The 12,391-nt window shown below is 31.8% G+C and carries 14 protein-coding genes and 3 tRNA genes; 10 read left to right on the top strand and 7 right to left on the bottom strand.

Features of this window, described 5'->3' with window-relative positions:
• Positions 1-1,017, bottom strand: a complete 1,017-nt coding sequence (locus G6042_RS12685; RefSeq protein WP_169524817.1) for an FKBP-type peptidyl-prolyl cis-trans isomerase — start codon at positions 1,015-1,017, stop codon at positions 1-3.
• 80 nt (positions 1,018-1,097) lie between these two features.
• Between G6042_RS12685 and G6042_RS12680 the strand changes: the two genes are divergently transcribed.
• Together G6042_RS12680 and G6042_RS12675 are read left to right on the top strand one after the other, a co-directional pair.
• Complete coding sequence (locus G6042_RS12680) at positions 1,098-1,475, top strand: RNA-binding S4 domain-containing protein (protein ID WP_169524816.1); 378 nt, start codon at positions 1,098-1,100, stop codon at positions 1,473-1,475.
• A gap of 66 nt (positions 1,476-1,541) precedes the next feature.
• Positions 1,542-2,039 carry a phosphoribosyltransferase family protein gene (locus G6042_RS12675; protein WP_169524815.1) on the top strand — a complete coding sequence of 166 codons (498 nt, stop codon included), beginning with the start codon at positions 1,542-1,544 and terminating at the stop codon, positions 2,037-2,039.
• Here the strand turns inward: G6042_RS12675 and G6042_RS12670 are convergent.
• Positions 2,031-2,537, bottom strand: coding sequence for a shikimate kinase (locus G6042_RS12670; protein WP_317168095.1), 507 nt, complete (start codon positions 2,535-2,537; stop codon positions 2,031-2,033). The two genes, G6042_RS12675 and G6042_RS12670, sit on opposite strands and share 9 nt — an antisense overlap.
• A 140-nt stretch (positions 2,538-2,677) precedes the next feature.
• Between G6042_RS12670 and G6042_RS12665 the strand changes: the two genes are divergently transcribed.
• The 7 genes from G6042_RS12665 to G6042_RS12635 all read left to right on the top strand — a co-directional run bounded on the left by G6042_RS12665 (position 2,678) and on the right by G6042_RS12635 (position 6,737).
• Positions 2,678-2,750: transfer RNA gene (locus G6042_RS12665), tRNA-Lys, on the top strand.
• Between the two features lie 25 nt (positions 2,751-2,775).
• A tRNA-Lys gene (locus tag G6042_RS12660) sits at positions 2,776-2,848 on the top strand.
• Between the two features lie 41 nt (positions 2,849-2,889).
• Positions 2,890-2,971: transfer RNA gene (locus tag G6042_RS12655), tRNA-Leu, on the top strand.
• Between the two features lie 105 nt (positions 2,972-3,076).
• Complete coding sequence (locus G6042_RS12650) at positions 3,077-3,973, top strand: MerR family transcriptional regulator (RefSeq protein ID WP_169524813.1); 897 nt, start codon at positions 3,077-3,079, stop codon at positions 3,971-3,973.
• 4 nt (positions 3,974-3,977) lie between these two features.
• On the top strand, positions 3,978-5,438 hold the full coding sequence (locus tag G6042_RS12645) for a phytoene desaturase family protein (protein WP_169524812.1): 1,461 nt from the start codon (positions 3,978-3,980) through the stop codon (positions 5,436-5,438).
• Between the two features lie 11 nt (positions 5,439-5,449).
• On the top strand, positions 5,450-6,289 hold the full coding sequence (locus tag G6042_RS12640) for a phytoene/squalene synthase family protein (RefSeq protein ID WP_169524811.1): 840 nt from the start codon (positions 5,450-5,452) through the stop codon (positions 6,287-6,289).
• A gap of 4 nt (positions 6,290-6,293) precedes the next feature.
• Complete coding sequence (locus G6042_RS12635) at positions 6,294-6,737, top strand: sterol desaturase family protein (RefSeq protein ID WP_169524810.1); 444 nt, start codon at positions 6,294-6,296, stop codon at positions 6,735-6,737.
• 56 nt (positions 6,738-6,793) lie between these two features.
• On the opposite strand, the gene G6042_RS12630 is transcribed toward G6042_RS12635, so the two are convergent.
• Genes G6042_RS12630 through G6042_RS12615 form a run of 4 tightly spaced genes read right to left on the bottom strand, consistent with a single transcriptional unit; the run spans position 6,794 to position 8,812 of the window.
• The gene (locus G6042_RS12630; protein ID WP_169524809.1) at positions 6,794-7,327 is read right to left on the bottom strand and encodes a DUF4252 domain-containing protein; all 534 of its coding nucleotides are present in this window, start codon (positions 7,325-7,327) and stop codon (positions 6,794-6,796) included.
• 5 nt (positions 7,328-7,332) lie between these two features.
• On the bottom strand, positions 7,333-7,857 hold the full coding sequence (locus tag G6042_RS12625) for a DUF4252 domain-containing protein (protein ID WP_169524808.1): 525 nt from the start codon (positions 7,855-7,857) through the stop codon (positions 7,333-7,335).
• Between the two features lie 9 nt (positions 7,858-7,866).
• Complete coding sequence (locus G6042_RS12620) at positions 7,867-8,316, bottom strand: hypothetical protein (RefSeq protein ID WP_169524807.1); 450 nt, start codon at positions 8,314-8,316, stop codon at positions 7,867-7,869.
• A complete protein-coding gene (locus tag G6042_RS12615) occupies positions 8,303-8,812 on the bottom strand; it encodes an RNA polymerase sigma factor (protein ID WP_169524806.1) in 510 nt (169 codons plus the stop codon). The genes G6042_RS12620 and G6042_RS12615 overlap by 14 nt, the downstream gene beginning before the upstream one ends.
• A 113-nt stretch (positions 8,813-8,925) precedes the next feature.
• Between G6042_RS12615 and G6042_RS12610 the strand changes: the two genes are divergently transcribed.
• Positions 8,926-10,332 (top strand): S41 family peptidase, encoded by a 1,407-nt coding sequence (locus G6042_RS12610; protein ID WP_169524805.1) that lies wholly within the window; start codon positions 8,926-8,928, stop codon positions 10,330-10,332.
• 41 nt (positions 10,333-10,373) lie between these two features.
• Here G6042_RS12610 and G6042_RS12605 read toward each other — a convergent pair whose 3' ends face one another.
• The gene (locus tag G6042_RS12605; RefSeq protein WP_169524804.1) at positions 10,374-12,323 is read right to left on the bottom strand and encodes a TonB-dependent receptor plug domain-containing protein; all 1,950 of its coding nucleotides are present in this window, start codon (positions 12,321-12,323) and stop codon (positions 10,374-10,376) included.
• Between the last annotated feature and the right edge of the window lie 68 nt (positions 12,324-12,391).

Here is a 12,391-nt window from a genome sequence, read left to right as displayed (position 1 = left end):
TTAGTTATGACACGTTTTGTCTAGGTGTCGTTTTTTACCATTTCCAGATGTTCCACAAGTTGGAATTTCATCAAACGGATATGTATAAATAGGTGTTGCTGACAAGTTTTTTATCTCGTAACTGGTTAAATATCCATCGCCATCATCATCTGCATCAAGGAAATCTGGAATATAATTACCGTCTTTCTCATCTGCTTCATCTGTATTATCAATATTTGAAACTCCTTTCTTTAAAAGATACATGTAACCATCGCCATTCAAATCTTCCAAATATGAAGGAATACCATCTCCATCTTGATCTGTACGTTCTAATTCAAATAATTTTATGGTAAATATCAATGGAGAATAAGATGGAATTGTTGATTTACTTGTTCCAAAATAGGCCAATCCTGATGGCAAAAACATTACTCCTGCGCCAAAATCGTTATGAGAAATGGTTCCGTCTGGATTTTCAGAGTAAGTTCCGGTTCTAAACTGAGGAAAAATTTCACTCCAACCTCTAATTACACCACCATAAAGTAAAAATTTAGTTTGCGAATTTTTATTTTCTTCAAATTGTTTTCCTAGTACTTCTGTAGTTGTTACGTTGTCTACTGTGGTTGTTTCTTTATAAATATATTCACCTCGATATCCAGCGAAAACATTATCAACATTGCATGGTTTTTTTCCCGAACCTTCTCTTAATTTTAGAAAATATATTTTGTAACTTACTTCACTATCACCATGATCAACCGATATTTCTCTTGTTTGGACTGGATAGTCTGTTTGATCCCAAACTGATACTTGGCTTCCACCTTCTGGAATTTTTGTAAAGATAACATCCATATCGTCAGGCTGACCAGGATTACTAACAACTGTCATGTAGTGAGTCTTCATATACTCTTCTATGTTAGCAAGATCTGTAATATATTGTTCTTGATAATCTCTAAGCTCAACTGTATCATTATCACTTTTATCACAAGACAACAACATAGTTGCCACAAATATAAAGGAAAGAATTTTTGAAAGAATGTTCATTTTATATGTTATTTTGGATGCGCAAGATACAATATTGATTTATTTTTGTAAACAAATTAACGTTGATTTTAGAAAAAAGTATGAGAGTTGATAAATATCTTTGGTGTGTTCGATATTATAAAACCCGAAGTATGGTTACTGAGGCATGTAAAAAAAACCATATTACGGTAAATGGTCAAGTTGCAAAACCTTCAAAAGAAGTGTTTCCTATGGATAAAATCACTTTTAGAAAAGACCAAATTACCTATATTGTTACCGTTTTGGATATTCCTAGTAATCGAGTTGGTCCAAAATTAGTTGACGTATATAGAAAAGATGAAACTCCTGAAGAAGCTTTTGAACATTTTGAAATGATGAAATTATCCAAAGAACATTACAGAAAGCACGGTGAAGGACGGCCAACTAAAAAAGATAGACGAGATTTGGATGGAATTTCATTTGAAGAGGAAGAAAATTAATTTTTGCAAACAAAACTTCTCTACAATTTTTTAATACTTTTGGAATAGAAAAAAAACAACACAACAATGAGTACAATTACAATTCTTGAAAATAAAGAAATCGAGCAAAAAACACTTCGAATAGCCTATCAAATATATGAAACCCTTGGAGATGATGAAGATTTAATTCTTGCGGGGATATCAAAAAACGGTTTTATTTTTGCTCAAAAAATCGGCAAATCTTTAGAGAAAATATCAGAGACAAGAGTCGCACTATGTGAAGTTTTTATTGATAAAACAAATCCTTTAAACCCTATAACTACATCTATCTCAAAAGAAAATTACACCAATAAAAATATCGTTCTAGTAGATGATGTCTTAAACACCGGCACTACTTTAATATATGGAGTAAAACATTTTTTAGAAGTTCCAACAAAAAAAATAAAAACAGCTGTACTTGTTGACAGAAACCATAAAAAATATCCCGTTAAAGCTGATTTTAAAGGTATTTCATTATCAACTTCTTTAAAAGAACATGTTCAAGTTGTATTCGAAAACGATAAAAGTTACGCTTACTTAACCTAGTAGACTTATTATTTCTTCAGAAATTTTTGAAATTGATTTTCCATCAACCTCAACAGTATATTTTGCTTTATTGTAATAAAAATTCCTTTCAAACAAATGTTTTCCAACAAACTCCAGAAGCTGTTCATCAGTAAGCTGAGCTACTAATGGTCTAGTTTTCTTTTCCGTTTTTAATCTTTCTACTAACATAGTTATTGACGCTTTCAAATAAACTGAAATTACGTTTTCGTCTTGTAGTAATTTATAATTCTCATAATAACATGGCGTTCCTCCACCAACACTTAAAACGAAACTCTCGTCTTTCAACATTAATTCTTCAAAACAATCTCTTTCTATTCGTCTAAAATAAATTTCTCCTTTTGACTTAAAAATATCTTCAACACTTAAATTGACCTTTTTTTCGATAAAATCATCTAAATCATAATATGCTAATTTAAGATTTTCTGATATTTTTTTACCCAAAACTGTCTTTCCGACACCCATATAACCAATTAACACAATTTTATTCACGCTGATAATTCCTTATAAATTAGTAGATTAAGAGAAGTATAAAAAAAAAGGTAAATTTATAACAAAATTGCTTTGAATTATAAATAATAACACCTTATATTTGCACCCGCATTCAAAAAATAAAAACAGACTCGATAGCTCAGTTGGTAGAGCACAACACTTTTAATGTTGGGGTCCTGGGTTCGAGCCCCAGTCGGGTCACTTTTTTTATTTTTTATTTGCCGAAGACTCGATAGCTCAGTTGGTAGAGCACAACACTTTTAATGTTGGGGTCCTGGGTTCGAGCCCCAGTCGGGTCACAAAAAGTTGTTCGCTAAAGCGAATGACTTTTTTTGTTTATGGCCACGTGGAGAAACTGGTAGACTCGCCATCTTGAGGGGGTGGTGTTGCAAGACGTATGGGTTCGAATCCCATCGTGGTCACTTAAAAAAAGATAAATTCATCATAGAGTTTATCTTTTTTTTTATTTTAAATAGCTTCTATTCAATTTCTTTTTATTATTTTTGTTTAACTTTTTTACAAAAAAGATGAACATAGTTAAAAACACCTTCAGCATAAAAGATCTTGAAAACCTTTCAGGGATAAAAGCTCATACGATCAGAATATGGGAAAAACGATATAACATATTAGAACCCATGCGAACTGAAACCAACATTAGATTGTATGATTTAGAAAACCTTCAAAAGTTACTAAACATTACATTACTTCATGATCACGGATATAAAATTTCTAAAATATCGAAATTTCCAAAGGATAAAATCCCTGCATTAGTTAATGAAATCGTTACCGAAAAAAGTGCCAAAAGCCATGCGTTAAGTTCATTTAAAATGGCAATGATGAATTTTGATCAAACACTTTTTTTTAAAACATATAACGAATTATTATCCGAGAAATCGTTTAGAGAAATATTCTACGAGGTTTTTATTCCATTAATACAAGAAATTGGATTACTATGGCAAACAGACACAATTACACCAGCTCACGAGCACTTTATTAGCTATCTAATCAAACAAAAAGTACTAATCAATACTGAAGAACTTCAAATAAAAGAACCAACTAAGAACGATAAAGTCTTTGTGTTATACTTACCCTTAAATGAAATTCACGAACTAGGATTGATGTATCTAAATTATGAAATTTTATCAAACGGCTACAAAACAATCTATCTTGGAGAAAGCGTTCCCATCGAAAATCTTAAAGATATTGCAAATTACTTCAACAACATAACCTTTGTTTGTTACATGACTGTTGAGCCTAACCCTAATGAGGTCAACGAATACGTAGAGAAACTGATAAGTCAATTTGATACTAAAACTAATAATTTTTGGTTAATTGGACGAATGGTTGAAAATATAAATCCAAAACTATTTACAAATGAAATCCGAAAATTCGAATCAATTGTTGACTTAACCTATAGCCTTTAATCAAATGACAAAAAAAATAAACATAATTGGTTCGGGATTTTCGTCGTTAGCGGCAGCTTGTTATTTAGCAAAAGCTGGAAATGAAGTTACTGTCTATGAAAAAAATGAAACTATCGGAGGAAGAGCAAGACAGCTCAAAAAAGATGGTTTTACTTTTGATATTGGACCAACATGGTATTGGATGCCCGATGTTTTTGAACGCTTCTTTTCTGATTTTGGTAAAAAACCATCTGATTATTATGAATTGACCAAATTATCTCCAGCCTATCAGGTATATTTTGGAATTAATGATTTTGTAACGATAGCTGACAATCTTTCGGAGATTTGCAACACATTTGAAACCATAGAAAAAGGAAGTGGCAAAAAGCTCGACAAGTTTATCAAGGAAGCTCAAAACAATTATGATATAGCCATTAAGGATTTAGTTTATCGTCCAGGAGTTTCGCCAATGGAACTAGTAACGCTTGAAACGGCTAAAAAAATCAATCAATTCTTTGGAAACATCTCCAAAGACATTCGAAGAAAATTTAAAAATAAAAAACTAGTTCAAATTTTAGAATTTCCAGTACTATTCCTTGGTGCCAAACCTTCAGACACGCCATCGTTTTATAGCTTTATGAATTTTGCCGATTTCGGTCTTGGTACTTGGCATCCAAAAAACGGAATGTACAGCGTCATTTTGGCTATGGAAAAACTCGCTCTAGAACTCGGTGTTTCTATCCAAACCAATTCCTCTGTAGAGAAAATTGTGGTAGAAAATGGAACTGCAAAAGCCATTATCATCAACGGAGAAAAATTTGAAGCCGACATTATTCTAAGCGGTGCCGATTATCATCACAGCGAAACATTGCTTGATGAAAAATATCGCGCATATTCAGAGAAATATTGGGACAAAAAAACATTTGCACCATCTTCACTCCTATTTTATGTTGGTTTTGACAAAAAAATCCAAAACGTAGAACATCATTCTTTGTTTTTTGACGTTGATTTTGATGCTCATGCTTCTGATATTTATGATTTTCCAAAATGGCCAGATGAACCGCTATTTTATGCTAGTTTTCCATCAAAAACAGATGACAATGTTGCTCCAAATGGCAAAGAAGCCGGAATATTTTTAATTCCATTGGCACCCGGATTAAAAGACACTGAATTTCTCAGAGATCGTTATTTTGATAAAATAATTTCACGATTTGAGAAACTTACACAACAAGAAATAAAAAATTCTATTATCTTTAGAGAGTCATTTTGCGTAAATGATTTCATTAAAGATTATAATTCGTATAAAGGGAATGCATACGGTTTAGCCAATACCTTATTGCAAACTGCTTTTTTAAGACCTAAATTGAAAAGTAAAAAAGTAAAAAACCTCTATTTTACTGGACAATTGACTGTTCCCGGACCAGGTGTTCCGCCATCATTAATCTCAGGAAAATTAGTATCCGAACTTATTCAAAAAAACAGTTAAAAAATCTTGCTATGAAATCTCTTTTTGACACCGTATCATTCGATTGTAGTAGAAATGTAACCAAATCTTACAGCACTTCTTTTTCTGCTGCTGTAAAAATGTTAGCACCAAAAATCCGACAAGACATTTATAATATTTATGGTTTTGTTCGTTTTGCCGATGAAATTGTAGATACTTTTCACGATTACAATAAGGAAGAACTTTTTGAACTTTTTGAAAAAGATTTAAAGAAAGCGTTGAACGATAAAATCAGTTTGAACCCTATTTTAAATTCGTTTCAACATACTGTTCATAAATACAATATTCCAATAGTGATGATTGATGCATTTATGAAAAGTATGCGTCTGGATTTGCATAAAAACGAATACAAAACGTTTGACGAATACAACGAATACATTTATGGTTCTGCAGATGTAGTTGGACTAATGTGCCTTAAAGTTTTTGTAAATGGTGATGATGCTAAATTTAAAGAATTAGAGCATTCTGCTATGCGACTGGGTTCGGCATTTCAAAAAGTAAATTTCCTTCGTGATTTAAAAGCTGATTATGAAGATTTAAACCGAACTTATTTTCCAAATACCGACTTATCAAAATTGGATGAGCATTCGAAAAACGAAATCATTAAAGAAATTGAAGCCGATTTTCAGGCTGGATTGGAAGGAATTCTAAAACTGCCTATCGAAGCTAAATTTGGCGTTTACACCGCTTATGTTTACTACAAAAAATTGCTTTCTAAACTTAAAAAAACGCCTTCTTTGGAAATAAAGAACACTCGCATTCGCGTACCTGATTATCAAAAAGTTGGGTTACTTGCAAAATGCTATGTTAATTATCGTTTAAACTTATTATAAAATTATGTTACTATATATTATTGTTTTCATTCTTACTTTTTGCATCATGGAATTCATGGCTTGGTTTACCCATAAATATGTCATGCACGGATTTTTATGGAATTTACACGCTGATCATCACAAAAAAGATCACGATTCTTGGTTTGAACGCAATGATGCTTTTTTTATCTTTTACGCAGTAGTAAGCATTGGTTTCTTTCTACTTTGGCAAAACAATATTCTTGAAATTGGTTTAGCTATTGGATTGGGGATTTTTGCTTATGGATTGGCTTATTTTTTGGTTCATGACATTTTTATTCATCAACGTTTTAAGTTGTTTAGAAATGCTAATAATCGTTATGCAAAAGCCGTTAGACGAGCACACAAAATGCATCACAAACATATTGGTAAAGAAAAAGGAGAATGCTTTGGAATGTTGGTTGTTCCTTTAAAATATTTCAAAAAATAAAAAAGAATGTTTCACAACGAAACATTCTTTTTTAAAACTAAAAACTAACCCAATATTTATTTTATTAAACCTTCCAATGGTTTTAGCTGTTCTAAATCAATTTTAGATTCTTTTAAAACTGTCATCAAAGCCAAGATGTTGTTAGGATTCATATCATCGCCTAAAACTCTAACTACGGCAAAACCATTTTCGTCTTTTTTTGCATAAAGAATAAACTCCTTGATATTATCTTCGCTACCAACAAAACTTACTGATGCAATGTCAGATCCAGAGTTGACTTTCATTAATTCTTGATATTCTTTTGCTTTCAAAATTTGATTTATCTTTTTACTTTCTGTTTCAAATTTTACAACATTGGTTGAATCTTTTCTAAAAGCAAGAATATTTAATTTATCAAATGACTCTAATGCTGTTTTTTGTTCCGATGACAATTTAGTTTTATCAAGATTTAATATTGTAGAAGTAACATCTAGCACAATAAAATCTTTATTTTCAGAATTGTCAACAAAATAGCGTTGCAAACTTTGTTTATCATTGCAACTACACAATAAAACGGCTACTAAAACAGCTATTATGAATGTAAATCTCATAACGATTATTTTTTACCTTTTGAAGCTTTGTTCAAAACATCTCTTCCTGGTAAATTCATTTTTTCTGTTAAAACCGAAAGTTCGTCTAGGTCAAAATCGCCAGTTAACGACATCAAAACGGTTTCTTCTTTTCCTGAACCTTCGATAAACATGAACAATTCTTTAATTTGAGAATCTGTTGCTCCTGATTTTACAAAGATTTTCACTAATTTTCCTTTATCGTTTACCTGCATCAATTCTTCAAGAGAAGCTGTTTTCAAATATTTACCAGCAGTAGCTTTCATTTCGCTTGCCCATGATGAATTTGTGGTAACAAAAACTTTAAGATTATCCAGTTTTTTGATCAAATTTACATACTGTTGCGTTTCTTTATCTTCTACTTTCATTTTACTTAAAAGCGAAAACATTTTTTTATTTACTACTACTGAAGTAACATTCTCATTTCCGTTGAATTTATCAAAAAGGGTTTGCTGTGCAAAAATGGTATTGCTGATAAATACTAATGCTATTACTAAAATTATTTTTCTCATGATTTCTTTTTATTTAAAAATTTTGTTTTTTGATTGTTGATATTCACTTAAATAATTCACACTTTCGATGCCAGTATTTACATGTTTTGAAATTAGTGCCAATGCTTTTTGAGTTTCTCTAAACGCTATTTCTGGATCATCGATAACGCCAAGATTTTCTTGAGTTGGTTCACTTGTATTTTGGTATGCAAAAAATCCTATGCCAAGCATTACTACTACAGATGCCGCAACAGATAACCAAGCTAATCTTTTTTGTTTTCTTCTAGATTTTAAAGGTATCAATGCTGTAAACTGTTCTTGTTTTGCTTGAGAGAAATAACCAAAAACAGGTTTGTATTGTTCCAAATGCTGCGCAACATCTGATGAAGAAAAATAAGCTTTCAACTCTTTTTCTTCGGCAATACTTGTTTCTCCTTCGAAGTATTTTTCTATTAATATTTCTATTCTATCCAATGCCATAACTATGTGTATTTGTCATTTTTTCTCTTATCATTTTTCTTGCTCTTGATAATGCTGTTCGAACCGCTTGTTCATTCATTTCTAAAATTTTTGCAATCTCTTCAAACTCCATTTCTTCAATATCTCGCATTTGAACAATTAGTTTTTGTTGTTCGGGTAAATCGTTTATTATTTTTTCTACCCATTTCCAAGTGTCGTTGTCTTCTACTTTTTGCTGTAAACTTGCTTCTCTATCAGTAAAATTATTGTGAACAATGGTCAAATTACTGGCTCGTTTTGACTTTAATTGGTCCAAACAATAATTTTTTGTCATCGTCATGGCAACCGCTTCAACACTTTTATATTCGTCTAAATTTTCATTTTTATTCCACAACTTTACTAGAACTTCCTGCGTTGCATCTTCGGCTTCTTCAGTACTAACCAATAGTCGTTTGGCAAGCCGAAAGACTTTGTCCTTAAATGGAGAAACCAGTTGCATAAACTCTTTTTGGTTCATTGTTTCGGTTGGGTTATATAGTCAAGACGAGTGATAAATTCTTTTGTTACAAAAAAAATATTTTTTCTAATCTAAACTTACTAAATTTACGTTTATAAAAAGAAATGCTCGCTATGAAAAAAATTGCAATTTCCTTATTATTAGGACTTTTTATCTTTACCACTATTAGTTGCGAAGATAATGATGATAATGCTGTTCCAAAGGCATTACAAAGTAAAGATTTTGTTTGGAAAGGTTTGAACTTATACTATTTATGGAAAAATAATGTTCCCGATTTAGCCGACAACCGTTTTGCTAATCAAGACCAATTGAATGCTTATTCCGAAAGTTTTGCTAATCCAACCGAATTATTCAACGGATTACTATACGACAGAACAAATGTCGATAAATACAGTGTGATTTACAGTGATTATTCGGTTTTAGAAGGTGTTTTAAGTGGAAATACAAAAAGTAATGGTGTTGATTTTGCAATAAGTAGAAAACCAGGAAGTTCAACCGAAGTTTATGGTTGGGTTCGCTATATTGTTCCAAATTCTGATGCTTCTACAAAAGACATTCAGCGTGGCGATATTTTTTATGCCGTAAACGGAACTACTTTAACTGTTGAAAATTACAGAACATTGCTACTTAGCACTGATAATTACACATTAAATCTAGCCGATTACGATGGTGGAACTATTACTCCAAATGGTCAATCGGTTGCTTTAACGAAAACTAATTTGGCTGAAAATCCAATTTTACTGAATACTGTAATTACGCAAGGCGAAAAGAAAGTTGGTTACTTGATGTACAACGGATTTTATGGTCAATATGACAATCAACTCAATACGGTTTTTGGAAATTTTAAATCGCAAGGTGTAACGCATTTGGTTTTGGATTTACGCTATAATTCTGGTGGTTCGGTAAATACTGCAACCAAATTAGCGAGTATGATTACAGGACAATTTCCTGGACAATTATTTGCTAAACAACAATGGAACGAAAAAGCACAAGCTTACTACGAAAGTAAAAGTCCAAATTCATTACTCAATAAATTCTATACTGGATTGAATGGTTTGAATTTAACCAAAGTATATATTTTAACGTCTCAATCTTCGGCTTCGGCAAGCGAATTGGTCATTAATTGTTTAAAACCTTACATTAATGTAATCCAAATTGGCGATAAAACTACAGGGAAAAATGTGGGTTCAATAACGTTATACGATTCACCAACTTTTGCCAAAAAGGATGTAAATCCAAGTCACAAATATGCCATGCAACCTATTGTGTTGAAAATTGTAAACAAAGATGGTTTTGGCGATTATACCGCAGGAATTTCTCCAAACATTGAAGTAATTGAAGATCATGGAAATTTAGGTATTTTAGGCGATGTAAACGAACCTTTACTTAGTGCAGCACTCGAAAATATTTCCCTCAACGGAAGAATGAAACCAAGAACTCCTTCAACTACTGAACGAGATTTAACAGATTTCAAAGCGCTAAATCCTTTACGAACTGAAATGTATGTGGAATTGGAGTAGAACAAAAAAACGGCTTTCAAATTGAAAGCCGTTTTTAGTATTTATAAAACAATATTTACACCTAACTTGAAGTTTCTTCCTCGTGTGGAATAACCCGCATTTTCAACAAATTCTTCATTAAAAATATTCGTTACCGTTCCAAATACAGTTAGTCTATTTTGAATTAATTCATATTTTGCCAAAGCATTTAACAACTGATAAGAACCCAATTGGATTGTATCCACAGCAAAAGTTGTTCCGTTATAAAAAGCATCATTTCTAGCATTAAAATATTGGTAGTTTAGATTAAACAAAGTTCTTTTGGTTGGTTGAAAATCAATACTTGCATTGGCTTTGTGCTTTGGAATTAATCTGTCCAACACTTTATCAACTTGTGTAAAAGTGTAATTTCCGTTTAAGCTAACTTTTTCGGTTAAAGCAACTGAAACGGTTGTTTCAACTCCTTTTGCTTTACTTTTTCCATCAATATTAACATAATAAGCTTCAAAAGTATCTGGATTGTAGAAAAAATCAATAGCATCATTTTGGTCACGATAAAAACCTACTGCGCTTAATTTTATCTTTTTATTCCATAATTCCGTCTCAAAACCTGCTTCGATTGTTGCATTTTCTTCTGGAGTTAAATCGGTGTTTCCATATTCTGAATACAATTGGTACAAACTTGGCGTGATGAAAGCTGTACTATAGGAAGCCAAAACTTTCAACGGAAAACTCGTTTTGAAGTTATATGAAGGATTAAAATTATACACTACATTGTTACCATATTGACTGTGCGTATTCAATCGTGCTCCAGCATTTACATTCAATCCAAAACTTGAATTATAAACTAAAGTTGTAAAACCATCCAAAATATTAAATTTTGCCGCTTCATTTTCAATAGTTGCAAATGGCGTTTGGCTCAACATATCGTGAAACTGATAATTTGCTCCTCCAATCAAAGCAAATTCATTATTAAAATTATATTTATTAAATCCGTCCAAAACAACACTTCTTGATTCGTACAAAGAATAATCGGTAGTATTTGTCCATGAATTTAACTCATTATAATCACGTTTTATTTTGGTAAACCCTGAATTTAATACAAATTCACCGTTGTTATACTTATATTTTGGTGAAAACCCAAAACGAACTTGCTCCGAAGTGGTTTCGTTTACATCATTATCATTAAAACCAGTATTGTCAAAAGCAAAATCGAAATCATTTTTAATTTTGTCATAATTTCCAAAGAAATCAAGCGTCAATTTTTCTGTGGCTTTGAAACCTAATTTTGCTATTGCATTTTGTCTCGAAAAACGATCTTCTTCATATTTTGTTCCAACAGGTTCAGCAATTTGCGACATTCCGCTAGTTTCAGTACTATTAAATCCAGCAAAATAATTCACTTTTTTAACTTCGCCATTCACCGAAATTCCTTGATTAAAATCTTGTCCGTTGTATTTTTTGTTTTCCGAAGTATTATTGGAACCAATATTCACATAAGCATTTCCTTGAACTTCCTTCTTAGCTGATTTTTTCAACGTAATATTTATAACTCCAGTTGCTGCGCCAGTTCCATAAAGCGTACTTGCCGCACCTTTCATTACTTCAATGCGTTCCACTTGTTCTACAGGCAATAATCGTAAATCATATTCAATATTAATTCCAGATGCATCAGTAACCGGAATTCCATCAATCATGATTAGAACTTGGCGATTTTTTCCGCCACGAATGTAATAACCCAAATTCTTTCCGTTAGCCGATTGATTTCCATTGATTTCAACACCAGCAACTTGACTTAGAACAGTTGCTAAACTTTGTCCTGATTTTTTTGCTAAATCTTCTGCAGTTATCACTTCAATAACTTTTCCCGATTTTTCTTTTTTGAGAGCAAATTTAGTATCCGAAATTACCACTTCTTTCAATGGATTGATACTTAGAGAATCTTTTTCTTGTGCCAAAACACAAGTCGATACCAATGCAAAAAACGCACTGATTTTTACTGTTTTTTTCATTTTTTAGTTAAACAATAATTTAAAAATACTGGGAGAAAAGCATAGAATTTACCCATACCCAAACCTTT

The organism is Flavobacterium solisilvae, assembly GCF_012911605.1.
GTDB classification, from domain to species: domain Bacteria; phylum Bacteroidota; class Bacteroidia; order Flavobacteriales; family Flavobacteriaceae; genus Flavobacterium; species Flavobacterium solisilvae.
This window is presented reverse-complemented; position numbering and strand designations above follow the sequence as displayed.